The sequence below is a fragment of the Dactylosporangium sp. NPDC051485 genome (genome assembly GCF_040682015.1).
Taxonomy (GTDB): Bacteria; Actinomycetota; Actinomycetes; order Mycobacteriales; family Micromonosporaceae; genus Dactylosporangium.
On sequence record NZ_JBFAZW010000098.1, the window covers coordinates 1 to 23,051 of the forward strand.

Sequence of the window (23,051 nt, forward strand, 5' to 3'; positions counted from 1 at the left end):
GTCCCGGCGTGCAGCCGCGAAGCTCCGCCGGCAAGGGCATCGAGCCCGTCGGCCAGCGTGTCGACCTGCTTGCGCGCGGCGGCCACGTCGTCGGCGAGGTGCGGCGCGGCCCGGGCGACCTGCCGGGCGGTCGCGGCGACGGCGGCCATCTGCTCGCGCAGCGCCGCGAGGTCTCCGGTGTCGAGCCGGGCCTGCAGTTGCTGCGCCGCGTCGGCCGCCGACAGCACCGCCTGGTACTCGGCGCTGGAGGTGATGTCCGGGTACCGCTTCCCCAGCGCGATCAGGTCCGCGTGCGCCTGGGCGGCCTGGCGGGCCAGGGCCGGCAGCGCGTCGAGGTGCTGGAGGATGAGGTCGGCGCCGTCGGCGATGGCGTTCGCGGCGGCCGCGATCTGCTCGGCGTTGTCGCGCAGCGCCGGCTCGGCCTTGTCCGCCGCGGCGTCGACCTTCCCGGCCAGCAGCCGCCCGCCGGCCGCGGCCTGGGCGGTGCCGTCGGCCAGCTGCGCGGCGCCCGCGTCGAGGGCGACCAGGCCGTCGTAGAGCTGCTGGGACCCCTGCGCCGCCTGCGCGAGCCCGTGGTCGAGCCGCCCGGCCCCGGCGTGGGCCTGGTCGGCGCCGGAGGCGAGGCTCCCGGCCCCGCCCTGCGCGTCGGCGGCCCCGCCGGCCAGCTGCGAAGCTCCGTCCGCGGCCTGCTGGGTGCGCGTCTTGAGGTCGGTGAAGCCGATGAGCATGCGGTCGAAGTACCGCCGCGCCGCCGTGCTCGACGCCCCGGCCCGCACCTCGGTGAAGACGCTGCGGGACAGCTGCCCGGCCAGGTAGTTGGCGGCGTCGTCGCTGATCACCGTCAGCCGTCCCCGCCGCGGGTCCTTGCCCGGGTCGGGCGGGGTGACGAGCGAGGCCGAGAAGTCGGCGGGGATCTCGAAGACGAGCTGGTACCGCCCGTCCTGCAGCCCCTGCCTCGCCTGCTGCGCGGTGGCCGGCTGCCAGCCGAAGACGTCGCGGTGCCGCAGCTCGCCGGCGAGGTCCTTGCCGGCCTCGAGGGTGGTGCCGTCGGCGGCCTTGGCGGGCCGGTCCTCGTTGACGAGGGCGACGGGGATGTGGCGCAGGTTGCCGTACGGGTCCCAGAACGCCCACAGGTAGAGTGCCCCGTAGAGCAGCGGGATGAGGGCCAGCACGACCAGCGCGGCGATGGTGATCGGCGCCCGGAGGAACCGGCGCAGCTCGAACAGGTTCACGCGGCCACGTCCTCGCGCGCGGTGACGACGACGGCCGCCCCGGTGTCGCGCAGCGCCTCGACGAGGGTGCGCCGCTCCACTTCGGACAGTCCGCTGTCGACGTCGTCGGCGAGGATGATGCCCGGCTCGTTGACCCGTGCCAGGGCCAGGCACAGCAGGTGCGCCCCGAGCGGGTCGAGGTCCCTGCCGAGGGTTTCGGGCCGCAGCGGTACGTCGACCAGCCGATCGAGCGCCTGCCGCCGGCGCTTGCGAAGCGACCAGGAGGCCCGCCCGAGCAGCACGAGCCGCTCCTCGACGTGCTCGGCCACGGTGAGCCCCGGCTCGGGCTCGTTGACCCCGGCGACGAAGCCGAGCGCCGCGGGCGCGCTGCGCCGCACGCTCCCGGCACTGGTCCTGAAGTGCCCGGCGAGGGCGAGCAGCAGCGAGGTCCGCCCGCTGCCGGCCGCCCCGGACAGCGTGACGAACTCCCCCGCCTCCACGGCGAGGTCGACATCCCGGAACACCCACCCGCGCCGCGTGCGGGCCCCGAGTCCCTCGGCGAGCAGCACCTGATCGGCCACGACAGCCTCCACGTTTGAACTGACCAGTCAGTCTAAAAACATGGGCCGCCCCGGCCGCCACCGCCGAACCGGATTTGTGCCGGGCCTCACTCGATCGCTCCCGAACCTGCGAGCCGCCCGGGCACGCCTACCGGCGCAACCGGGGGCGGCCCACCGCGTGCGAGCAGCCCGGACGCACGCCTACCGGCACAGCAGGGGGCGGCTCACCGCGTGCGAGCAGCCCGGGCACGCGCCTACCGGCGCAGCAGGGGGCGGCTCACCGCGACGGCCAGGGCCGTGATCGCCGCGGCGAAGCCCAGCAGCGCGGCCGGGGCGCTCACCGCCTGCGTCAGGATGCCGAGGCCGAGCACGGGGAAGGCCAGCCCGAGGTACCCGCCGAGGAAGAGCCCGGCCAGGGCCTCGCCGCGGACCGCCGCGGGGGTCAGGTCGGCCACGGTGGAGATCGCGCCCTTGAGCAGGGCGCCCGCGCCGGCGCCGGCCAGGATGCCGCCGGCCAGGAACGCCGGGAGGGACTGCGCCCAGACCGCGGCCGTGAGCGTCACCAGGCCGAGGACGACCAGGGTCAGGCCGGCGGCGAGCTGGTCGCGGGTGGGGCGGCGACGGAGCAGTACCTGCGCGATCGCCCCGGATCCGAAGACCATCGACGCCACCGCGCCGGCCAGGGCCCGCGACGGGTGGTGCAGGGTGCCGGCGACGAAGGCCGGGGCCAGGGACGTGAACAGGCCGAGCACCGACAGCGAGGCGAAGGCGCCGGCGGCCGCGGCATAGTAGCGGGGGCGGGCCGCCGCCGGCACGTCCACCCGCTGCGGGCGGTAGCGGCGCGACCGCACGGCGACCGTCTCCGGCGCCAGCGCCACGGCGAGCGCGGCCACCAGCAGCAGGACCAGGAAAACGACGTACGGCGTGCGCAGCGGCCCGGAAACGTACTGGGCGAGCAGGCCGGACGCGATCGGGCCGAACGCGAAGCCGCCGAGGTTGGCCACGGTCGCCACCAGGTCGCCCCGCGCGCGGCCGGCGCCGGGGCGGGCGGCGGCGTGCAGCTCGGACAGGTGGGCGGTGGCCGTGGCGGTGATCATGCCGATGCCGAGGCCGGACAGCACCCGGGCCACGATCACCACGCCGAGGTCGGTCGAGACCAGGAAGAGCACCGCCGCGACGACCTCGAGGAGCACGGCGGGCAGCAGCACGCGGCGGCGGCCCAGCCAGTCCGAGACGTGCCCGGCGAGGAAGAGGCTGGCAATGACGCCGAACGCGTACGCGGCGAACGCGACCGTGACGGCGATCGTCGAGTAGCCGTCGTGGCGCTGGTACAGCGCCCAGAGCGGCGTCGGCACGACGGTGAACGCGAGCGACACGGCGAACGCGAGCGCGATCGCCCAGAAGCCCTGCTCGTGCGTGAGCCGGCGCCCGTGGCCGGAAGGCGCCTTCGGGCGGGACAGCATCGTGGTCATGTCAACAATCTGCCCCGACAGTATCAGCACCGCCAACGAATGTTCGTGCTAGGGAGCATCACGGGATGCGATGATGCCGGGCGTGGAACTGCGGCATCTGGTGTACTTCGTGACGGTCGCCGAGGAACGCAACTTCACGCGGGCGGCCCAGCGCCTGCGGGTCGTGCAGTCCGGGGTCTCCGCCGCCGTGCGGGCGCTGGAGCGCGAGCTCGGCGCCCAGCTGTTCGAGCGCAACTCCCAGCGGGTCCTGCTCACCGACGCGGGCGCCGCCCTCCTGCCGGAGGCCCGCGCCACCATCGACGCCGCCCAGGCCGCCCGCGACGCCGTCGCCGAGGTCCGCGGCGGCCTGCGCGGGACGCTGCGCATCGGCACGCTGATCTCGGTCGGTTTCGTCGACCTGCCCGGCCTGCTGGGCCACTTCCGCGCCGCCCACCCGGCCGTCGACCTGCGCCTGCGGGCCGCACCCACCGGCTCCGCGGGCCTGGCCGCCGACCTGCTGGACGGCGAGCTGGACGTCGCGTTCCTGTCGTTGTCCGGCCGCGCACCGGCCGGCCTGTCGATGCGCACCCTCGCGGCCGAGCCCATCGTCGCCGTGCTGCCCGCCGCCCACCCGCTCGCCGCCCGCGACCGCCTGAGCCTGGCCGACCTGGCCGACGAGCCGTTCGTGGACTCCCCGCCGGGCTACGGCAACCGCACGGAGGTCGACCGCGGCTTCGCGGCGGCCGGGCTGCGCCGCCGGGTGGCCCTGGAGGTCGCGGACATCGCGACGGTACGGCATTACGTCCGCGAGGGCCTCGGCGTCGCCCTGATCCCGCGCTTCATGATCCCCGACGAGCCGGCGCTGCGCATCCTGCCGGTGGACGCCCGCCTGCGCTGGACCTTCGCCGTGGCCACCGCCGCGGCCCGCCGCCCGAGCGCCGCCGTGCGCGCCCTGCTGGACCTGGTCGACGCACACCGCGCCGGCGCCTGACCTGCCGGCCCGATCGGCCCCGACTCCCGTGACCTGCGCGATCCGCCGTAGCTGAGCCCGCTACTGCGGCAGCTTGGCGCCGGCGTCGGTCCGGGTCTGGCGGACCTGCGTGGCCAGGGTCTTCACCGTCGGGCTGGTGCCGTTGCTGAGCTCGCTCGCGGCCAGCTGGGCGAGCTGGGTCAGGTGCTCGCGCAGGCACTCGACGGCCTCGCGGTCGAAGGACGCCGCCGGGCCGGACTGCAGGGCGGCCAGCCGGTCGGCGTCGACCAGCCCCGGCATCTTGTGACCCTTGTGCGGGTTGTCCTTCGGCAGGCCGGCCTGGTCGGAGAGGGCGCGCAGGCGGGGCAGCTCCCCGTCGTACACGCCCTGCAGCTCGCCCGCGAGGGCCACGAGCCGCTGGTCCGACGAGCGCCGGCGCACGAGGTCGAGCACCGGCAGCAGCTGCTCGTCCATCGGGATCATGAGCTCGACCCAGGCGATGTCGGTGCCGCCGAACTCCGCGGGCGCCGACGGCGCGGCCGGCGCGGGCGCGGGCGGTGCCGGGGCGGTGCAGGCGGCCAGGAGCAGCAGCGGGGCGAGGAACATTGGCAGGCGCATGGCGGTGGCCCTTCCAAGACACGGTGTCCGCGGTCGCGGCGGTCCCGGGCGCCCAGAGCCCGCTGGTGGACCGCCGCGGCCCCGGCGGCGATGACCCCAACCCGGTCACCGCCACGGCGGCACGCGCCCTGGCCGGGGCGGGCAAACGTCCCCGCCCGGAGACATCGGCCCGCTCGGACGGCCCCCGCCTGGATGACCGGCCCGAATCGGCCGCTGCCCGTGCGCCACCGGCCGGGCGACCCAGTCAGTCCCCGTCGGGCCCGCTAGACCCGCCGCACTGGCCGCCCCGGAGGAGCACGCTCCGCCGGCACCCGATCCGTTGGAGAGCGCTCTCCGTTGCGCAAAGTCTCCCGCCTGGACAGGGCCGTGTCAACCATTGTCAGATCTTGGGAGAGCGCTCTCCAGCACCTGTGCCAGGGCGTGCGCGCCGACGGCCGCCATCTGCGGCGTGCCGGTCGCGTCCACGACCAACGCGGCGCCGATGTTCAGGGCCCAGCCCCGGGCCCGCTGCCAGGTGTCCTCGTCGACCCGCGAGCCCAGGGCGGCGCGGAACAGCGCCCGGGCCGGGGCGTCGAAGACCAGCCACGCCGCGGCCAGGTCGGTGGCCGGGTCCCCCGCCGTGAGGTCCCCGAAGTCCAGCACCGCGGCCAGGGAGCCGTCGGGCGCGGCCAGGAGGTTGCCGGGGTGCGGGTCGCCGTGCACCCACACCGGCGGGCCGGCCCAGCCGGGCACGGCCACCAGCTCGTCCCACAGCGGGCGCAGGGACAGCGGCACCCGGCCCGTGGCGAAGCGCTCGGCCATCGCCGCCGACCGGGCCGACAGCGCCACCCCGCGCACCGGGTTGGCCGGCGCCTGCGCCGGCGCGGGCACGTGCAGGGCGTTGAGGAACCCGGCGAGCTGCTCGGCGAACGCCGCGCGCGGGCCGACGGGCCCGGCGGCCACGACGGTGCCGTCCAGCCAGGGGGTGATGCTCCAGTGGTACGGGTACGCCTCCATCGGCACCCCGATGCGCACCGGCACGGGCACCGGCACCGGCAGCGACGGGGCCAGCAGCGGCAGCCAGCGCTGCTCGTTGCGCACCAGCGAGGCGGCGACCGAGCGGCGGGGCAGCCGCACGGCCAGCGAGGAGCCGAGCCGGAAGATGGCGTTGTCCCAGCCGGACGCGGCCAGGGTCAGCGGGCCGTCGAGGTCGGGATGCTGGTGACGGAGCACGTGCCGTACCAGTGCGGCATCAACGACGATGTCAGCGTCCACGAGAGCCAGTAAACCCCCTACGCCGACTGGCGCACCACGAGCTTCGGGTCGAAGATGACCGACTCGACGCGCAGCGACGGGTCGTCGATGCGGGCCAGGACGAGACGGGTGGTCTCGGCGGCCATGTCCTCCAGGGGGTGGCGCACGGTGGTCAGCTGCGGGCGGGCGTCCAGGGCCGCGCTGCTGTCGTCGAAGCCGACCACGGCCACGTCGCCGGGGACCCGCACGTCGCGGGTGCGCAGGGCCATCAGCGCGCCCTGGGCCATGAGGTCGTTGGCGACGAACACGCCGTCGAGGCCGGGGTGCTCCGCCATCAGGGCGAGCATCGCGGACTCGCCGGACTCGTAGGTGAAGCCGCCCTCGGCGATCGGGAACCAGGCGTGGCCGTGGCGGGCGAGGGCCTGGCGGAAGCCGGTCAGGCGGTCCTGGGAGGCGGGCACGTGGGCCGGGCCGGTGATCATGCCGAGGCGGGTGCAGCCGCGGCCCAGCAGGTGCTCGGCGGCCAGGGCGCCGCCGGCGTCGTTGGCCAGGTCGACGTACGAGATCGGCACCGGCTGCGCGGGGCGGCCGACCAGGGCGGCGGCGATGCCGGCGTCGCACAGCTGCTGCGGGAGCGTGTCGTCGGGGTGCAGGGACAGCACCACGGCGCCGTCGGCCTGGCCCTGGCCGAGGTCGCCGACGAGCCGGGTGCGGGCCTCCTGCGTGCCGACGATCTGCAGGGCCAGCTGCACGCCCTTGGGGCGCAGCACGCTCATCACGCCGCCGACGATGCGGCCGAAGAACGGGTCGGCGAAGAAGCGGCGCATGAAGGGGTCGTCGTCGTGCGACACGGCGTCGGAGACGACCAGCGCGACCGTGCCGCTGCGGCGCGTGACGAGCGAACGCGCGGCCCGGTTGGGCACGTAGCCGGTGGCGTCGACCGCCTGCCACACGATCTCGTGCAGCTTCGGGTCGACGTTGCGCACGCGGTTGATGACCCGCGACACGGTGGCCCGGGACACCCCCGCGGCCTCCGCGACGTCCTCCAGGGTCGGTCGCCGTTTTTCGCTCATCACGCGCTTTTATAGCACGAACGCGGAAAGCGCTCTCCGGGGCAAATCCCCAGAGAGCGCTTCCGCGATGGAACGGTTACCGGTAGACGCCGAACTCCCAGAGGGAATATCCGTACGCCGTGGCCCGGACCAGCCCGTTCATCCGGACGTACCGCGCGTTGCCGTTGACGTTGATGTCGTCGAACCCGCCGTCACCGGCGGTGGTCGAGTAGATCGTCGTCCAGTTCACGTTGTCGTCGGACACCTGGATCTGGTAGCTCTTCGCGTAGGCGGCCTCCCAGGCGAGGAACACCTTGTTGAACGCCTGCTTGCTGCCCAGGTCCACGGTGCACCAGGCGGTGTCGACCCACTCGCTGGCCCAGCGGGTGCCGTAGTTGCCGTCCGTGGCGTAGGAGGGCAGCTGCGGGCCGTTGCTGCCGGTCGGCTGGTAGGACGAGGCCGTCACCGTCTTGTTCAGCGCGATGTTGGTGCCCGGGATCGACGGCGCCACGACCTTGAAGGAGCGGGTCTCGATGCCGACGTTGCCCTGGCCGTCGAACGCGTAGACGTAGATCTTCCACACGCCCATCGTCTCCGGCGCGGTCACCGTGAACGTGGTGCCGTTCTCCGTGAAGTTCACGTTGCGGAAGCCGGTGCCGCCGCTGATGTACTTGTCGCTGGCCATCATGTTGTAGCGGATCGCGTCGCCGTCGGGGTCGTTCACGGCCACGTTCACCGTGAACTGGCTGCCCGCCGGCACCGCGGTCTGGTTGCTCACCGTCATCGAGGTGATCTGCGGGGCCGTGTTGGCCAGCGGGGAGCCCGTGTAGGCCTGCTTGAGCGCCCCGTAGCCCAGGCGCCGCCAGCCGCCGCCGAAGGTGTTGAGCCACACGCCGCCGAAGTCGTTCTCCAGGCCGTAGTGGAACTCGGTCGCGCCGAGGGCCACGCCGGGGTGCGACTTGATGGCGTTCCAGCTGGCCGTGTAGCCGTCGCGCTTCTGCACGTCGGTCGGCTCGGTCGGGACCCCGTTGACGTCGTTGGGGACCTCCCACTCGCCGGACGGGCCGCCCTCGGTGACGACGTACGGCTTGGTGTACCCGCCGTTGATCCAGTCCTGCTTGACGTTGCCGATGGCGCCGTAGGAGTTCACGGCCAGCAGGTCCAGGTGCGGGGAGTGCGCCTTGTAGTAGGGCCAGGCGCCGGTGTAGGCGTCGGTCGAGGTGACCGGGTGGTTCGGGTCGGCGGCGTGGATGGCCACGGCGAGCTCGTCGACGTACTTGGCGTACGCCACGCGGCGCGCCTCGACGTCGGCGGCGGACAGGCCGTGGTCCTGCATGGTGAGGATGACCTCGTTGCCGACGTCCCACATGAGCACGCCCGGGTTGTTCTTCAGGGCGTTGACCCGGTTGACGATCTCGGTCTTGGTGTTGTTCTTGTAGGTGGTGTCGTTGACGTAGTCGGCGCCCTGGTTGAGCCAGTGCCCGACGATCACCTTGATGCCCTGCTGGGCCGCCCGGTTGAGCAGCTCCGGGGTCTGCGCGTCGTCGACGCCCCAGGTGCGGATCGTGTTGACGCCCATGTTGTGCAGGTCGCGCATGTAGCCGTCGGCGGCGCCCTGCGGCGGGCCGTAGGTCAGGCCGCGGACCTCCCACGGCTGGCCGCCGACCTGCAGCTGCCAGTTGCCCTGGCTGCCGGTCACCTTGACCACGCTCGGGCCGGCCGGCGTCGCCGGGTCGGTCATCGCGGCGGGCGTGGTGCCGGTCGCCTTGGACACGGTGACCGAGTCGACGGACAGCACGCCGCCGGAGGTCGTGTTCGGCGTCGGGGTGGTGAAGCCGGCGATCGCGTTGGGCAGCGAGCCGCCGATGGACAGGTCGAAGCGCAGGTAGAAGCCGTGGTGCACGGCGGCGTCCCACGCGGTGACGCCGACCTGGGACTCGCGGACCACCCAGGACTGCTTGCCGTCGAGGTAGAAGCGGATCTCCTCGTCGGTCTTGGTCCGGTCGATGACCTGGGTGTACTCGTGGTAGCCGGTCTGGCAGCCGACGCAGCTGGCCAGGCCGGAGCTGCGGCCGTTGTACTCCCCGCAGGGCCCGTCCGGCGCGGTGCCGCAGTGCAGGGTCTGCGCGAGCTGGCTGCGGCCGTTGACGTCGGTCATGATGTCGGTCTCGCCGACGCCGGGCCAGTTGTTGAAGTTGCCGCGGTAGGCCGCGCCGGTGGCCCGGAAGCCCGGCCAGTAGCCGGCGCCGTTGGCGACGTCGGGCTGCTTGATCAGGGCGGTGAACTTGACCTGCTCGCCCGGGTTGGCCTGGAAGTCGGTGCGCTGGGTCTCCAGCCGGCCCGAGGTCCAGTTGCCGGCCCCGTCGCGGATGGCCTTGATGTTGAGCTTGCCGGCCCCGTCGAGGTACACGTTGGCCGTGCTGTTGCTGGCGGTCTCGACCTCACCGGTGCCCCAGTTGGCCGCCCCGCCCGGGAACTGGGTGCCGGTGCGCATGAGCCAGTTCGTGCCCGACGGCGAGGTGTTGGCCGCGCCGTCGAAGGTGTCGCTCCACACCGTGGTCCAGCCGGGGTCCTGCGTCGGCGACGTGGAGGTGCTCGGGGTCGGGCTCGGCGAGGCCGACTGGGTCGGGCCGGTGCCGCTGGTGAAGACCTTGAACTCCCACAGCGAGTAGCCGTAGCCGCCGGGGCGGGCGGTGCCGTTCATCCGCACGTAGCGGCCGCTGCCGGACACCGGGATGGTCTGCGTGCCGCCGGTGCCGGTCGTGGTGGAGTACACGTCGGTCCAGCTCGTGCCGTTGGCCGAGGTCTGGATCTGGAAGGCCTTGGCGTAGGCCGCCTCCCACTGCAGCACCACCTGGCAGATGGACTGGGTGGAGCCGAGGTCGACCTGGATCCACTGCGGGTCGCTGAACTGGCTGCTCCAGCGGGTGCCGGGGTCGCCGTCGAAGGCGTACTGCGGGCCGTTGCCGGCGCCCTCGGACGACGAGGCGGTGGCCGTCTTGCCCTGGGCCACGTTCGTCGTGCCGCACGCGCCCGAGGACGGGTTGGCGCTGGTGAAGGAGCCGTAGACCTTGAACTCGTACAGCGAGTAGCCGTAGCCGCTGCCCCGAGCCGTGCCGTACATGCGCACGTACCGGCCCGAGCCGCTGACGCTGAGCGTCTGCGTGCCGCCGGTGCCGGTCGTGGTGGAGTAGATGTCGGTCCAGTTCTGGTCGTCGGCCGACGTCTGGATCTGGAAGGCCTTGCCGTAGGCGCCCTCCCACTGCAGCGTGACCTGGCTGATCGTGGCGGTCGCGCCGAGGTCGATGCGGATCCACTGCGGGTCGCTCCACTGGCTGCCCCAGCGGGTCCCGTCGTTGCCGTCGTTGACGTTGCTGGCGGCCAGGTCGTCCTGCACCGACGAGGCCGTGACCGGTTTGCCCTGCGAGATCAGGCCGTCGGCGGCGCGCGCGAAGGGCGCGACCACGACGGCGACGGCGGCGACGACGGCGGCCACAAGGGCAATGCGCCATCGCGATGTCAGGAGTTTCCGCCAGACGGGGGCGGACGTGTGCGCCGGATGCACGAGAGGCTCCTTGCTGGGGTGTGAGGAGAAGCGCATTGGCGGTTTGGAGAGCGCTCTCCGGTAGGTCGCAGTGTTGCCCCGCCGTTTCCACCGTGTCAAGTGCCCGACTGGGCCTTAGGACCGTTTTGGCGGTGTACGCCGGGATGCCCGCCCGACCGGACCTTGACACCCGGCCACGGCACGTCGCAGTCTGGTCACGCAACTTGGAGAGCGCTCTCCAAGCCGGTACTCAGGACACGGGGTGATACGTGTGAGCACGACGGCGGTGCAGGCCACGACGGGCCGGCTGGCCTTTCCCTCGAACTTCTGGTGGGGCGCCGCCACGGCCGCCTACCAGATCGAGGGCTCGGTGGCCGCCGACGGCCGCACCCCGTCGATCTGGGACACGTTCTCGGCCCAGCCCGGCCGGATCGACAACGGCGACACGGGCGCCACGTCGACCGGGCACTACCTGCGCTACCGCGACGACGTGAAGCTGATGGCCGAGCTCGGGCTCTCGGCGTACCGCTTCTCCATCGCGTGGCCGCGGATCCGCCCGGCCGGGGGCGCCGGCGTCAACGAGGCCGGCCTGGACTTCTACGACCGCCTGGTCGACGAGCTGCTGGCCGCGGGCGTGCGCCCGGTGGCCACGCTCTACCACTGGGACCTCCCCCAGGAGCTCGAGGACACCGGCGGGTGGACCAGCCGCGAGACCGCCCTGCGCTTCGGCGACTACGCCGCCGCGGTGGCGGCCCGCCTGGGCGACCGGGTCGCGCTGTGGAACACGCTCAACGAGCCGTGGTGCTCGGCCTTCCTCGGCTACGGCACCGGCGGGCACGCGCCGGGCCGCCGCGGCCACGTCGGCGCCCTGACCGCCACCCACCACCTGCTGCTCGCCCACGGCCTCGGCGTGGCCGCCCTGCGCGGCGCCGGCGTGGCGGGCCAGGTGTCGGTCGCGCTGAACTGCGGGGCCGTGCGGCCGCTGACCCCGTCGCCGCAGGACGCCGACGCCGCCCGGCGCATCGACGGGCTGCTGAACCGGATCTTCTTCGACCCGATCCTGCGCGGCGAGTACCCGGCCGACATCGTCGAGGACACCCGCGAGCTCACCGACTGGCACTTCGTGCGCCCGGGCGACCTGGCCACGATCTGCGCGCCGGTCGACGCGATCTGCGTGAACTACTACCAGCCCGACCTGGTCAGCGCGGCGCCGGCGGGGCAGCTGGACCACGCGACGCCCTACCCGACCGCCCAGGCCGTGCAGTTCCACCCCACCCCGGGCCCGGTCACCCACATGGGCTGGTCGATCGACCCGACGGGCCTGCGCGACCTGCTGCTGCGGGTGCGCCGCGACTACGGCGACCGGCCGATCTACGTCACCGAGAACGGCGCCGCCTATGACGACCGGGTCGGCCCGGACGGCGGCATCGACGACCCGGAGCGCATCGCCTACCTGCGCGCCCACCTGGCCGCCGTGCACGAGGCCATCGCGGCCGGCGTCGACCTGCGCGGCTACTTCGTGTGGTCGCTGCTGGACAACTTCGAGTGGGCCTTCGGCTTCAGCCGCCGCTTCGGCCTCATCCGGGTCGACTACCAGACCCTGGAGCGCACCATCAAGGCGAGCGGCCGCTGGTACTCCGAGGCGATCTCCCGCAACGCCATCGACTAACCCGTGGCCACGCGCCGCACGCTGATGTGGAAGGCCTCGATGCGCCGCACGACGTGCATGAGGCCGGCGAAGTCGACCGGCTTGGCGATGTAGGTGTCGACCATCAGCTCGTGGCTGCGCAGGTAGTCCTCCTCGGCGCTCGACGCGGTGAGCACGACCACCGGGATGCGGGACAGGTCGGGGTCGGCGCGCACCTCGGCCAGCACCGTGCGCCCGTCGACGCCGGGCAGGTTCAGGTCGAGCAGGATGATGTCGGGGCGCGCGGCGGCGGCGTAGCGCCCCTCGCGCCGCAGCAGGCGCAGCGCTTCGGCGCCGTCGCTGCACACGGTGAGGCGGTTGCGGACCTTGTGATCGGCGAACGCCTCGCGCGTGATGAGCACGTCCCCGGGATCGTCCTCGACCAGGAGGATCTCGATCGGCACGGCCGGATCGTTGCGCATCGTGCCCCTTCCGATACAGGTTGCCCCACAGTAACCCGCCCGGGACCACCCCGCCCTGCCAGCGACGCGGGTCACCGCTACGGTCTACGCGTGGCGTTCACGATCGGGTCGGCCGGCGGGCACGGCGTGGTGCGGGCCGAAGGGGAGCTCGACGTCGGCAACGCGCCCGCGCTGCGCGAGGCGGTCGGCACGGCCCTGGACCAGCACGCCACCCTGGTCATCGACCTGACCGCGGTCACGTTCATGGATTCGGTCACGCTGGGCGTGCTCATCGGGGCGTACAACCGGACCCGGGAGACCGGCGGCGGGCTGGCCGTGGCGTGCACCGACGACCGGGTCCGCCGCGTGTTCCGGATCACGGGCCTGGACAAGGTCTTCGCGCTCTACGACACCGTCGAGGCGGCCGCCGCGGCGCTGTGAGCCGGCTCGGGCCGAGTCCCGTGGCTCGCCCGTCGCCCGCAGCGCGATGCGGGCCGGCGTCCAGGCTCAGGCTCCGCGCAGGATGGCGTCGATCTCCGCGATCTGCGCCTCGGTGTGCCGGCCCAGCACGAGGTCGAGTTCGAGGCGCTCGGCCGGGGTCCGGTACTCCGCGATCTCGTGGGCCAGCCGGCCCCGGGCGCGGCGGGCGGCGACGGCGGCGCGAATCCTGCGGGCTGCGGTCTTCATCGGTGTCGTACTCCTTCGTGGCGATCGGCTGTCACGACCTACTGTATCGATCCAGAAAGATCATCTCGGCTCAATGCGACGTGATCGCGGGCACGTGGCGGCCGACCTGCGGGTGCAGGATGGGAACGTGCGCGACGTCACCCCCGCCCCCGGCACCCTCGAGCCCATCGAGACCGCCTCGCGCGACGAGCTGGCCGCCCTGCAGCTGGCCCGCCTGCGCGCCACGCTCTCCCACGCCTACGACCACGTGCCGCACTACCGCGCGGCGTTCGCGGCCCACGACGTCCACCCGTCGGACCTGACCGACCTGTCCGGCATCTCGCGGTTCCCCATGACCTCGAAGGACGACCTGCGGGCCAACTACCCCTTCGGGATGTTCGCGGTGCCCCGGGAGCGGGTGCTGCGGCTGCACGCCTCGTCCGGCACCACGGGCCGCCCGACGGTGGTGGGCTACACCGCGGCCGACCTCGACACGTGGGCGTCGCTCATGGCCCGCTCGATCCGGGCGTCGGGCGGCCGCCCCGGCGACATCGTGCACGTCGCCTACGGCTACGGCCTGTTCACCGGCGGCCTGGGCGCCCACTACGGCGCGGAGCGCCTGGGCTGCACGGTCGTGCCGGTGTCGGGCGGCATGACCGAGCGCCAGGCGACGCTGATCCGCGACCTGCGCCCGGACGTCATCATGGTGACGCCGTCGTACCTGCTGGCGATCGTCGACGAGATGGAGCGCCAGGGCCTCGACCCGCGCGCCAGTTCGCTGCAGGTCGGCATCCTCGGCGCCGAGCCGTGGACCGAGGACATGCGCCTGGAGATCGAGACCCGCCTGGACATGCACGCCGTCGACGTGTACGGGCTGTCCGAGGTCATGGGCCCCGGCGTGGCCAACGAGTGCGCCGAGACGAAGGACGGCCTGACCATCTGGGAGGACCACTTCTACCCCGAGATCGTCGACCCCGACACGGGCGAGGTCCTGCCGGAGGGCGCCCGCGGCGAGCTCGTCATCACCTCGCTGACCAAGGAGGCCATGCCGGTCATCAGGTACCGCACCCGCGACCTGACCCGCCTCCTGCCCGGCACCGCCCGCACCATGCGCCGCCTGGAGAAGATCACCGGCCGCAGCGACGACATGATGATCGTCCGCGGCGTGAACGTCTTCCCGACCCAGATCGAGGAGCTCCTGCTGCGCGAGCCCGCCCTGTCCCCCCACTTCCAGTGCGTCCTGACCCGCCGCGACCGCCTCGACGCCCTCACCGTCCGCGTGGAACACCGCCCGGACGCCACGGCCGCCACCGCCCGCGACGCGGCGCACGCCCTGCAACGCGCGGTCAAGGGCGCCATCGGCGTCACGATCGCGGTGGAGCTCCTCCCACCCGGCTCGGTGGAGCGCTCGGCCGGCAAGATGCGCCGCGTCATCGACAACCGCTGACCGCCTTCGACCGCCGGTCACGCACCTCGGGCATGTAAAGAATTCTTGACACGACGTCCGGTGCGCTTTACCTTCGGGATGTCAAAGATGCTGTACATGGAGGGCCGAGATGTCCTATCTGGAGAAGCGGGCCTGGATCTACGGGATCGTGGCCATCGTCGTGCCCGTCGCCTATGCCGTCGTGCTGCTCGCCCGCCGGCCGGCCGCCGGGCTGGCCGACACGCACTACGCCGGGCCGATGCTCGTGGCGGTCGGGGCCGCGATCCTGCTCAACATCGCGGCCGGGAGCCTCGTCGGCGGGCCGGTGCGGCGCGACGAGCGGGACAAGGCGATCGGGCGGCTCGGCGAGTACGCCGGGTTCTACGTCATGAGCATCGCCGCCGTGGTGCCGCTCGTGCTGGCGATGCGCGAGGCGCCGTACTTCTGGGTCGCCAACGCGCTGTACCTGGCGCTCTCGCTGGCCGCGCTCGTCTCGTCGGCCGTGAAGATCGTGGCCTACCGGCGGGGGTTCTGAGCCGGTGGGCAAGCCGACCCGCGTCACCAACTCGATCCGGGCGCTGCGCTTCGCGCACGGGGAGATGACCCAGGCCGACCTCGCCGAGCGCATCGGCGTCACCCGGCAGACCGTCATCGCGATCGAGCAGGGGCGCTACTCGCCGACGCTCGAAACGGCGTTCCTGATCGCGCGCGTGTTCGCGGTACCGCTCGAGGAAGTCTTTCAATACGCGCAGGAGCAGTCATGATGTCGCAACGCGGGCCGGCCCGCTTCGCCCAGATGTTCGTGCGCGGCCGGCTCGTGGTGACCGGCGACGCGCCGCCACCGCGGCTCGTCCTGGCCACGCGGCGAGATCCCGGTCGTGGCCTGGCTGCTCGCGGGCCGCATCAACCGGCCCGCCGCGGTCACCGCGTGACCAGGCGCGGCACCCCGTCGGCGCCCGACGCCACGAAGGCGACTAGGCCGGCGACGTCGACGCCGTGCGGCGGGGCGTCCCGGTAGGCCGCGATCCGCAGCGCCGCCCGCTCCAGCAGCCGGGCGGCGCCCGCCGCGTTTCCGCGCCTGGCGTGGGTCAGGCCGACGGCGAGCTGCGCCAGGCCGCGCCACAGCTCCCGCTCCGGCTCCGGCGCCGCCTTCCAGGCGGCCTCGAGCACCTCGTGCGCGTGGAAGGGCCGGCCCTCATCCAGCAGCCGCTGGGCCTGCTCGAGCGCCTCGGCGGGGGTGACCGACAGGTCGTCGGGCATCGTCGGCACGCCCTGCGCCCCGCGGGGCAGCGGCCGGCCGAGCGCATCCCGCGGACGCGCGTTGCGGGCCCGCCCGGTCTCGTCCCGATCCCTCTGCGCGCCCATGCCTCCGACGGTACTTCACGTACATGCGTGACGGTGGCGGCGCTCGATGTCGGGCATGATGGACCGCGTGACGCAATGGGAATATGCGCGACTGGAGTATCGTGCCGCCGGGACGCTCGGCACCGACAAGTTCGAGGACTGGGACGCCGTCTTCCACCACCCGGGCGGCGTGCAGCGCTGGGGCACCGACGAGCGCTTCAACGACCTCCGCCACCTCAACCGCGCCGGCGCCGAGGGCTGGCAGGCCTACGACCGCGCGGCGATGATCATCGGCCAGCCGCACCGCCTGCACGCCGTCACGTATTCGCTGCGCCGCCCCATCGAGCGCTGAGCCACTGCCCGGCCGTGCGCGGTGCCCGATGCCCCGCGCACGGCCGGTGCCACCGCCGTGCCGCCTGCATCCGGGAACCGGCCGGCGCCGTACCGCGTCGCAGTGGTGGGACGGACGAGCGGAAGGTACGGAGATGGGTGAGACGACGCAGCGCTGCGGCCTTCCGCGGATGCCGCGCGCCGCGGCCGTATGGGTGCCGGTGCTGATCTGCGCCGCGCTCCTCACCGCCATCGGCGGCTGTGCACGCAGCGGCCAAAGCTCCGTGGGCACGGCCGACGTGGCCGGGGAGCCGGGCGGGCTGGGAGTCTCGTGCACCGACCCCGGCTTCGCGCCCGTCGCGGGGCCGAGCGCCGCCGAACCCGGGCCGCAGCCGCTGCCCACCGGCTTCGCGCCCGTGTCGGCCAGCCGATGCGTGTTCAGCGTCGCCACGGTGCCCGGCGACGGCGAATGGCAGATGCGCGACGAGCAGCAGGCCGACGGCGGGCTCGACGCATTGGCCGCGGCGCTGCGCCAGCCGTCCGAGGACAATCCGGGGACCGATTGCCCGGCGATCGCCATCGTGCCGGTCGTCATCACGCTGGTCGACGCGCACGGCCGGAAGGTCGTGCCCGCCCTGCCGCACCAGGCCTGCGGTATGCCGCTGCCGTCGGTGGAACAGGCGATCCGGGCGCTGCCGTGGCGCTCGGTGAGCCAGACGAAGGTACGCCAGACCCGTAGCCAACTGGAGGTCAGCTCCGGGTGCTCCGGCAAGTACAAGCCGGTGATCGCGATCGAGGCCGCCGAGGGCTCGACCCGCTCACCCGACGCGGCCCCGTTCGATCCGGGTAAGCCGCCGGCAGCGCTCGCGGTGTGCCGGTACCGGCTGGACCCGGCCGATACGATCTCGGGCGCCAACCCATCGGTCGCGTTCCAGATGGGCGTGCTGAGCAGCGCCACCACGCTGTCCGGCGCCGCCCTCAGCCGCTTCGTCACGGCCGTGCACGCCGCGCCGCCGGTGACCACGCGGTGCGCTCAGCCCCAGGCGCCGTTCGCAATAGTGTTCGTGAAGGACACGGGGCCGTACCTCATGGTCGAGCTGGGCGGCTGCTACCGGGCCGACGACGGCAACGGCACCCTGCGCCAGTTGGACGCCGCCGCCGTCGCGCTCCTGACCGCCTGACCAGCGCGGTCCGCGCCGCCCGGCTTCGACACCGTCCTGCCGGCCCTGCCGCGCGTGCTGGTCGTGCTGGTCGTGCGCACCCACCGCCTGGCCGCCGATCGCGGGCATCACGTACCGCTACACCGCGCAGGCCGGCTGGGAGCCGCGCTCCGGCAGCCGGCATGAGCACAGGCCCGGCGTCGGATCACGGACAGTTGCGAGCCAGGGCAATCCGGGCCCGGTAGGCCTAGCGCCGGTAACCCCCGTCCGGACCCTGGAGGCTCCACGTGACCACACCCGCCGAACCGGCCGCGCCACCGGCCAAGCCGGGCAAGCGCCGGCAGATCAGGATCCTCGTCGGGATCGTCGTCCTGCTCGGCGTGCTCCTCGGCGCCGCCTGGTTCTTCAACCGGGACGCGGCGCTCAATGCCAAGGTCGGCGAATGCCTGCACCAGGTCGGCTCCGACCAGCTGAGGATCGTCCCGTGCGACAGCGCGGAGGCGGACTTCACCGTGCTGGGCAAGATCGGCGACAAGGACCAGAGCGAGGCGAGCAGCCCGTTCAGCACCGTGTGCCAGCAGTGGTCGGACACGACCAGCATGTACTGGCAGGGCGAGAAGGGCAGCAGGGGCGACGTGCTCTGCCTGCGGACGAAGCGGTAGTCAGCGCGCCGTCACGATCGGTACCGCGGGCCACGGCTTGCGCCCGCGGTACCGATCGGGCCACTAATATCCCGGGAAGACCGCGCGCAGGTCGTCGAGCGAGATCGGGCCCGACACGGTGACGTCGGCCGGGGTGTACTTCGGCTTGAGCCGCCCCGCGGCCAGGCGCAGCCAGGCCTCCAGCGTCAGCGACAGCTCACCGTCGGGGTTGCCCGGCGCGGCGGTGATGGCGACCGGCTCGGCCAGGTGCAGCCCGAGCGTCTCGCCGGTGTCGGTGAGCCGGACCAGCAGGTCCGCCGTGCGCCCGTCGAGGTTGGCCGGCTTGGCGATCCAGCCGAAGAGGCCCTCGACCCGGTCGCTGAGCAGCGCGGCCGCCTCGGGGGCGAGCACCGCCGACGGGTCGAGCGAGGCCCGCACGTCCCAGTCGTGGTAGCCGAACTCGGTGAGGCGCAGCAGCGCGGACGTGGCCACGTCCACCGGCTCGGGCATCCAGCCCACGTCGACGCGGTGCTCGGCCCGCTGCTCGGGCGTGAACGCCTCGTAGGCCTCGACCAGCCGGGCGTTGGCCGCGGGGAACGCCGCCTGGCGCTCCTGCGGGGTCATGCCGTCCCAGCGGGCCCAGACGCCCTTGTTGAACTCGAACTCGGGGGCGGGCCGGCCCTCGAGGGAGGCCCGGACGACCTCCAGGTTGATCTCGGCGCCGCTGCCCAGGTGGCTGACGACCTGCGACACGTCCCACTCGTCGGCCGCCGACGGGGCGGTCAACTGGTCCGCGGTCAGGCCGGCGACCAGGGCCGACAGGTTGTCGTGCCCGGTGCGCAGGGCGGCGATCGCAAGATCTGCCCGATTGCTCATGGAACCCCCTAAAAATTTGAAGCATAAACAAACTCGTGACGCACGACACGCATTGGGTGCCCGATCGGCAATATTGCGCCGACCGCAACATCAGGTAGCTTCAGCTGATGAACACCGGGGTCGGAGCAGGTGAACGGCAGCATTCCACCCGGTTACGGCCCCGCGCGTGGACCGAGCTGTTGCTGGTGCTCGGCCTGTTCCTGGCGTACAAGGTCGGCCGCCTGGCCGTGGACGGCCGGGTCGGCGCGGCCTACGACGACGCCCACCTGGTCTGGAACCTCGAGCGGGCGCTGCGCCTGCCCGACGAGGCGGACCTGCAGCACCTGCTGCTGCAGGCCGAGGTCCTGGTGCGGACCGCGAACGTCTACTACGCCGTCGTGCACTTCCCCGCCACGATCGCGTTCCTCGTCTTCATGTACTACTTCCGGCCCGAACACTACATCCGATTCCGGCGGATCCTCGCCTGGCTGACCGCCACCGGGCTCGTCATCCACCTCGTGTTCCCGCTCGCCCCGCCGCGCATGCTCGGCGGCCTCGGCCTCACCGACACCGCCGCCGTCTACGGCCCGTCGGTCTACGGCCCGCCGCAGACCGACACGCTGAGCAACCAGTACGCGGCCATGCCGTCGCTGCACGTCGGCTGGGCCCTCGTCATCGCGGCCGGGCTCATCCACGCCACCCGCACCCCCTGGCGCTGGCTGTGGCTGGCCCACCCGGTCCTGACCATGCTCGTGGTGGCCGGCACCGCCAACCACTACTGGCTGGACGGGATCATCGCCGCCGTTCTCGTCGGCGTGTTGCTCGTCGCCACCAGCCGGCAGGAGCACCCCTCGCCGGCGGTGCCGGTCCAGGTGCGCCGGACCACCCGGCGGGAGACGGTCGCCGAAACCCTCGCCGCGGTCGGCGCCGCCCTGGGCACGGCCAGCGTGCCGATGGGACCGCCGCCCCGCGTCAGTCATGAAGCAGGCGCTAACACCCAATAAGTGGTGCGGATGCGGTATCAAGGTCGCGTGGATTGGAACCTGCGCACCTGCGCGCGCCGCGGACACGTGACCTACGCCCCCACCGAGGACACGTTCCGGGAGAAGCTGCACGCCACCACCCCGGTCGGCCCCGCGTGGCGCTGCCTTCGGTGCGGGGACTTCGTCATCGGCGAGCCGCACCGGAGCGGCCCCGCCGAGGGCGCGCCGATCGTGCTGCGCGGCCGGGCCCTGCGCGACGCGCTCATCCTGCGGCTGCTGTCGCTGGAGCGGTTCATCAAGGGCCTGCTGTCCGTCGCCGCCGCCTACGGCGTGTTCCGCTTCCGCAGCCACCGCGACGGCGTCGAGCGGGCCTTCAACGAAGACCTGCCGCTGCTCAAGCCGTTCATGGACAAGGTCGGCTGGAAGTTCGAGGACTCCGCGATGATCCATACCATCCGGACCGTCATCGAGGCCGAGTCCAAGACGCTGCTGTGGGTCGCCGCCGGCCTGGGCCTCTACGGCACCCTCCAGCTCATCGAGGGCGTCGGGCTGTGGATGCTCAAGCGCTGGGGCGAGTACTTCGCCGTCGTCGCCACCTCGCTCGGCCTGCCGATCGAGATCTACGAGCTGAGCGAGAAGATCACCGTCACCCGCGTCGGCGCGCTGGTCATCAACATCGCCGCGGTGCTGTACATCCTGCTGTCCAAGCGGCTCTTCGGCCTGCGCGGCGGCCACGCCGCCCACGAGGCCGAGCGGCACGAGACCAGCTTCCTCGAGGTCGAGATCGCCGCCAACGAGCCCACCCTGCCCAGGGGCCTGCGCAACCCGAAGGTCCCCGCCGGCGTCCGGTGACCGGCCGGCGGTCACACAAACTGCCACTGGCGGACGACGACAGGGCGTCGTATAGTTGAACGCGAGACCGGCATCTTCCCCCGTGGATGCCGGTCTTCTTATTACCTCGAATGTTGCCCCGAACTCCCTACTGCTCCGCGCCCACGTTCTTGCGAATGGTGCGGATCGCGTTCAGGTTGTGCTCCCGGGCGCACACCTCCAGCACGCTCGCGTCGTCCTCGCCCCGCTCCAGCCGGTCCAGCAGCGCGTCGTGCTCGTCCACCGCCGTCTTCAGGCGCAGCGCCGGGTAGAGGGTCACCAGCACCCGCGAGGCGTCGATGCGGTCCCAGATGCCGTCCAGGGACTCGATCACGTAGCGATTGCCGCAGCAGCGGTACAGCGCCCAGTGAAACCTCCGGTGCAGCAGCATGACCTCGCCGTGGTCGACCTGCGGCGCCGACGCCGCCGCCCGCAGCCGCCCGTTGAACTCCCGGGCCTCGGCCAGGTCGGCCGCCGACACCCGCGGCGCCGCGGCCGCGAACGCGAACCCGTCCAGCAGCGCCAGCATCTCGACGAGCTGCTCCCACTCGTCGTCCTGCAGCGTCGCCACCCGCGCCCCGACGTTGCGCTCGAACTGCACCAGGCCCTCCGCCTCCAGCCGGCGGATCGCCTCCCGGACCGGAACCGGGCTGACATCCAGTTCCCGGGCCAGGCTGCTGAGCACGAGGCGGTGCCCCGGGCCATATCGGCCGTCGATGATGCGGACACGGATCTCGCGATACGCGAGCTCGTGCTTGGAGGGCTCAGGGTCCACGTGCGACATCCACTCTTGACAGGGCCCCCAGGCCCCACAATCATATATGAAAATCGTATACGATCACGTCCGGGGCGCGTTCCGCCATCGGTGGCGCGGCTGATGCGAAGAACGGGGGCATCCGCACCACCGGTGACGGCCCGCGCATCGGCGATCGCCAGGCCGAGTGAGTCATCGTAGGCCAAGTTCCACGGCCGGCTCACGATCCCACCGCGCCGCGCCCATGACCAGCGGGTCAGTGCTGGGGATCCGCCGCGATCAGGCGGATGGTGAAGCCGTCCGGGCCGGGGCGCAGGGACACGTACGCGCACAGCTGGTGGGCCAGCCACAGGCCCAGGCCGCCGGGACCCTCGCCGGCCGGCATCAGGCCGGCGACCGGGCTGGCCGGGCCCCGGCCGTGGTCGGTGACCGTGACGATGATGCGGCCCGGCTCCGTCCAGGCGCGCAGCCACATCGGCGCGCGGCCGTGGACGATGGCGTTGGTGACGGCCTCGTTGACGCTCACCATCAGCCCGTCGAACTCGTCGCCGTGCAGGGCCGCGGCGGGCTGCAGCGCGGCGATGGCGGCGCGGGCGCCGGCCGGGGTCGGGTCGACCAGGAACACGGCCGGCGGGGTCGCCTCGAGGGGGTCGGTCCAGGAGGGCACGGCGGTGGTGAGGAAGTCGCGCGGGGGAAGGTACGCCGGGCTCGGCAACCGCCGCCCGTCGGCCGCGACCACGTGCGTGTGCGTGCGCCGCACGTCGTCGAGCACTTCGGCGGGGGCGGTCCGGATGTCGTACGGGCACAACCCGTACATCGGGAACTCGTCGTACACCTCGTTGACGGCGGCCTCGTAGCGCGCCCACCACTCCCAGGGCACCCCGACGCCGGGGTGGGGCACGTCACCCGTGATGCGGATCTGGGTCGCGCCGCCGGCGACGTAGGCGGCCAGCATCTCGCGGTGGCGGCGGATGGCGGCGGCGGGGCGCAGGTAGTGGTGGCCGCCGTCGATGAAGGTCACCCCGCTGCCGGGGCCCAGGGCGGCTCGGACCAGGCGCTGGTTGCGCTCGCCGAAGATGGAGACGCTCGGCTCGCCGGCGGCCACGCCGTCGAGCAGGAACGGCAGCACGACCGCGAGGAACTCTTCGTCCGAGGAGTAGAAGGCGGCTTCGTGGAACAGACCGTCGCAGGAAGCCGCAGGGCCCGTTCTCACCACGTCACCATCCATAGGCCATGCCCGAGCCACCGTAACACGGGCCGTAGCAGGCCGCCGGGCGGCGAAACCTGCCGCCGGC

General features: G+C 73.0%; 24 protein-coding genes. 11 read left to right on the forward strand and 13 right to left on the reverse strand.

The features are described 5' to 3' along the window. The 3 genes from AB0M46_RS39305 to AB0M46_RS39315 all read right to left on the reverse strand — a co-directional run. Window positions 1-1,232 (reverse strand): YhgE/Pip family protein (locus tag AB0M46_RS39305; RefSeq protein ID WP_363344843.1); only part of this gene is annotated, 1,232 nt, incomplete at its 3' end. Beyond that, window positions 1,229-1,792: an ATP-binding cassette domain-containing protein gene (locus AB0M46_RS39310; RefSeq protein WP_363344845.1), complete on the reverse strand. Its 564-nt coding sequence runs from the start codon at window positions 1,790-1,792 to the stop codon at window positions 1,229-1,231. The genes AB0M46_RS39310 and AB0M46_RS39305, both read right to left, overlap by 4 nt. Before the next feature lie 233 nt (window positions 1,793-2,025). Next, a complete protein-coding gene (locus AB0M46_RS39315; RefSeq protein ID WP_363344847.1) occupies window positions 2,026-3,243 on the reverse strand; it encodes an MFS transporter in 1,218 nt (405 codons plus the stop codon). A gap of 82 nt (window positions 3,244-3,325) precedes the next feature. Here AB0M46_RS39315 and AB0M46_RS39320 point away from each other — a divergent pair, with 82 nt between their 5' ends. Next, the gene (locus tag AB0M46_RS39320) at window positions 3,326-4,213 is read left to right on the forward strand and encodes a LysR family transcriptional regulator (RefSeq protein WP_363344849.1); all 888 of its coding nucleotides are present in this window, start codon (window positions 3,326-3,328) and stop codon (window positions 4,211-4,213) included. 60 nt (window positions 4,214-4,273) lie between these two features. Here AB0M46_RS39320 and AB0M46_RS39325 read toward each other — a convergent pair whose 3' ends face one another. The 4 genes from AB0M46_RS39325 to AB0M46_RS39340 all read right to left on the reverse strand — a co-directional run bounded on the left by AB0M46_RS39325 (window position 4,274) and on the right by AB0M46_RS39340 (window position 10,660). Then, window positions 4,274-4,810, reverse strand: a complete 537-nt coding sequence (locus tag AB0M46_RS39325) for a DUF305 domain-containing protein (RefSeq protein WP_363344851.1) — start codon at window positions 4,808-4,810, stop codon at window positions 4,274-4,276. Window positions 4,811-5,179: 369 nt separating this feature from the next. After that, window positions 5,180-6,064, reverse strand: a complete 885-nt coding sequence (locus AB0M46_RS39330) for an aminoglycoside phosphotransferase family protein (RefSeq protein WP_363344853.1) — start codon at window positions 6,062-6,064, stop codon at window positions 5,180-5,182. Between the two features lie 17 nt (window positions 6,065-6,081). After that, on the reverse strand, window positions 6,082-7,116 hold the full coding sequence (locus tag AB0M46_RS39335) for a LacI family DNA-binding transcriptional regulator (protein ID WP_363344855.1): 1,035 nt from the start codon (window positions 7,114-7,116) through the stop codon (window positions 6,082-6,084). Window positions 7,117-7,192: 76 nt separating this feature from the next. Continuing rightward, the gene (locus AB0M46_RS39340; protein WP_363344857.1) at window positions 7,193-10,660 is read right to left on the reverse strand and encodes a discoidin domain-containing protein; all 3,468 of its coding nucleotides are present in this window, start codon (window positions 10,658-10,660) and stop codon (window positions 7,193-7,195) included. A 250-nt stretch (window positions 10,661-10,910) separates the two neighbouring features. Here AB0M46_RS39340 and AB0M46_RS39345 point away from each other — a divergent pair, with 250 nt between their 5' ends. Continuing rightward, complete coding sequence (locus AB0M46_RS39345; RefSeq protein ID WP_363344859.1) at window positions 10,911-12,308, forward strand: GH1 family beta-glucosidase; 1,398 nt, start codon at window positions 10,911-10,913, stop codon at window positions 12,306-12,308. On the opposite strand, the gene AB0M46_RS39350 is transcribed toward AB0M46_RS39345, so the two are convergent. Then, complete coding sequence (locus AB0M46_RS39350; protein ID WP_363344861.1) at window positions 12,305-12,748, reverse strand: response regulator; 444 nt, start codon at window positions 12,746-12,748, stop codon at window positions 12,305-12,307. The two genes, AB0M46_RS39345 and AB0M46_RS39350, sit on opposite strands and share 4 nt — an antisense overlap. A gap of 90 nt (window positions 12,749-12,838) precedes the next feature. Here AB0M46_RS39350 and AB0M46_RS39355 point away from each other — a divergent pair, with 90 nt between their 5' ends. After that, on the forward strand, window positions 12,839-13,168 hold the full coding sequence (locus AB0M46_RS39355; RefSeq protein ID WP_363344863.1) for an STAS domain-containing protein: 330 nt from the start codon (window positions 12,839-12,841) through the stop codon (window positions 13,166-13,168). Between the two features lie 66 nt (window positions 13,169-13,234). Here the strand turns inward: AB0M46_RS39355 and AB0M46_RS39360 are convergent, their stop codons facing one another. Next, window positions 13,235-13,414, reverse strand: coding sequence for a hypothetical protein (locus tag AB0M46_RS39360; RefSeq protein WP_363344865.1), 180 nt, complete (start codon window positions 13,412-13,414; stop codon window positions 13,235-13,237). Between the two features lie 73 nt (window positions 13,415-13,487). Between AB0M46_RS39360 and paaK the strand changes: the two genes are divergently transcribed. The 3 genes from paaK (at window position 13,488) to AB0M46_RS39375 (ending at window position 15,583) form a co-directional block, all read left to right on the forward strand. Further along, window positions 13,488-14,840 (forward strand): phenylacetate--CoA ligase PaaK, encoded by a 1,353-nt coding sequence (paaK, locus tag AB0M46_RS39365; RefSeq protein ID WP_363344867.1) that lies wholly within the window; start codon window positions 13,488-13,490, stop codon window positions 14,838-14,840. A gap of 109 nt (window positions 14,841-14,949) precedes the next feature. After that, window positions 14,950-15,354, forward strand: coding sequence for a hypothetical protein (locus tag AB0M46_RS39370; protein ID WP_363344869.1), 405 nt, complete (start codon window positions 14,950-14,952; stop codon window positions 15,352-15,354). A 4-nt stretch (window positions 15,355-15,358) separates the two neighbouring features. Further along, on the forward strand, window positions 15,359-15,583 hold the full coding sequence (locus AB0M46_RS39375) for a helix-turn-helix transcriptional regulator (protein ID WP_363344871.1): 225 nt from the start codon (window positions 15,359-15,361) through the stop codon (window positions 15,581-15,583). Between the two features lie 157 nt (window positions 15,584-15,740). Here the strand turns inward: AB0M46_RS39375 and AB0M46_RS39380 are convergent, their stop codons facing one another. Beyond that, window positions 15,741-16,184: a DUF309 domain-containing protein gene (locus AB0M46_RS39380; RefSeq protein WP_363344873.1), complete on the reverse strand. Its 444-nt coding sequence runs from the start codon at window positions 16,182-16,184 to the stop codon at window positions 15,741-15,743. A gap of 67 nt (window positions 16,185-16,251) precedes the next feature. Here AB0M46_RS39380 and AB0M46_RS39385 point away from each other — a divergent pair, with 67 nt between their 5' ends. From AB0M46_RS39385 to AB0M46_RS39395, 3 genes are all read left to right on the forward strand, one after another. Beyond that, the gene (locus AB0M46_RS39385; protein ID WP_363344875.1) at window positions 16,252-16,515 is read left to right on the forward strand and encodes a hypothetical protein; all 264 of its coding nucleotides are present in this window, start codon (window positions 16,252-16,254) and stop codon (window positions 16,513-16,515) included. A gap of 133 nt (window positions 16,516-16,648) precedes the next feature. Continuing rightward, window positions 16,649-17,674, forward strand: a complete 1,026-nt coding sequence (locus AB0M46_RS39390; protein ID WP_363344877.1) for a hypothetical protein — start codon at window positions 16,649-16,651, stop codon at window positions 17,672-17,674. A gap of 266 nt (window positions 17,675-17,940) precedes the next feature. Continuing rightward, window positions 17,941-18,315 carry a hypothetical protein gene (locus AB0M46_RS39395; RefSeq protein WP_363344879.1) on the forward strand — a complete coding sequence of 125 codons (375 nt, stop codon included), beginning with the start codon at window positions 17,941-17,943 and terminating at the stop codon, window positions 18,313-18,315. Between the two features lie 63 nt (window positions 18,316-18,378). Here AB0M46_RS39395 and AB0M46_RS39400 read toward each other — a convergent pair whose 3' ends face one another. After that, window positions 18,379-19,170, reverse strand: a complete 792-nt coding sequence (locus tag AB0M46_RS39400; RefSeq protein ID WP_363344881.1) for a maleylpyruvate isomerase family mycothiol-dependent enzyme — start codon at window positions 19,168-19,170, stop codon at window positions 18,379-18,381. A gap of 107 nt (window positions 19,171-19,277) precedes the next feature. Here AB0M46_RS39400 and AB0M46_RS39405 point away from each other — a divergent pair, with 107 nt between their 5' ends. Together AB0M46_RS39405 and AB0M46_RS39410 are read left to right on the forward strand one after the other, a co-directional pair. After that, window positions 19,278-20,153, forward strand: a complete 876-nt coding sequence (locus tag AB0M46_RS39405) for a phosphatase PAP2 family protein (RefSeq protein WP_363344883.1) — start codon at window positions 19,278-19,280, stop codon at window positions 20,151-20,153. 27 nt (window positions 20,154-20,180) lie between these two features. Then, window positions 20,181-20,984, forward strand: a complete 804-nt coding sequence (locus AB0M46_RS39410) for a DUF2127 domain-containing protein (protein ID WP_363344885.1) — start codon at window positions 20,181-20,183, stop codon at window positions 20,982-20,984. 127 nt (window positions 20,985-21,111) lie between these two features. Here AB0M46_RS39410 and AB0M46_RS39415 read toward each other — a convergent pair whose 3' ends face one another. Both AB0M46_RS39415 and AB0M46_RS39420 read right to left on the reverse strand, forming a co-directional pair. Further along, a complete protein-coding gene (locus AB0M46_RS39415) occupies window positions 21,112-21,777 on the reverse strand; it encodes a GntR family transcriptional regulator (protein WP_363344887.1) in 666 nt (221 codons plus the stop codon). Between the two features lie 235 nt (window positions 21,778-22,012). Continuing rightward, window positions 22,013-22,969, reverse strand: coding sequence for an anti-sigma factor RsbA family regulatory protein (locus AB0M46_RS39420; RefSeq protein WP_363344889.1), 957 nt, complete (start codon window positions 22,967-22,969; stop codon window positions 22,013-22,015). Between the last annotated feature and the right edge of the window lie 82 nt (window positions 22,970-23,051).

Coding starts and splice junctions, on each gene's coding strand:
- AB0M46_RS39380 (WP_363344873.1), bottom strand. CDS start 16,184: ATGGGCGCGCAGAGGGATCGGGACGAGACCGGGCGGGCCCGCAACGCG.
- AB0M46_RS39390 (WP_363344877.1), top strand. CDS start 16,649: ATGGGTGAGACGACGCAGCGCTGCGGCCTTCCGCGGATGCCGCGCGCC.
- paaK (WP_363344867.1), top strand. CDS start 13,488: ATGCGACGTGATCGCGGGCACGTGGCGGCCGACCTGCGGGTGCAGGAT.
- AB0M46_RS39360 (WP_363344865.1), bottom strand. CDS start 13,414: ATGAAGACCGCAGCCCGCAGGATTCGCGCCGCCGTCGCCGCCCGCCGC.
- AB0M46_RS39405 (WP_363344883.1), top strand. CDS start 19,278: ATGAACACCGGGGTCGGAGCAGGTGAACGGCAGCATTCCACCCGGTTA.
- AB0M46_RS39335 (WP_363344855.1), bottom strand. CDS start 7,116: ATGAGCGAAAAACGGCGACCGACCCTGGAGGACGTCGCGGAGGCCGCG.
- AB0M46_RS39370 (WP_363344869.1), top strand. CDS start 14,950: ATGTCCTATCTGGAGAAGCGGGCCTGGATCTACGGGATCGTGGCCATC.
- AB0M46_RS39350 (WP_363344861.1), bottom strand. CDS start 12,748: ATGCGCAACGATCCGGCCGTGCCGATCGAGATCCTCCTGGTCGAGGAC.
- AB0M46_RS39325 (WP_363344851.1), bottom strand. CDS start 4,810: ATGCGCCTGCCAATGTTCCTCGCCCCGCTGCTGCTCCTGGCCGCCTGC.
- AB0M46_RS39315 (WP_363344847.1), bottom strand. CDS start 3,243: ATGACCACGATGCTGTCCCGCCCGAAGGCGCCTTCCGGCCACGGGCGC.
- AB0M46_RS39400 (WP_363344881.1), bottom strand. CDS start 19,170: ATGAGCAATCGGGCAGATCTTGCGATCGCCGCCCTGCGCACCGGGCAC.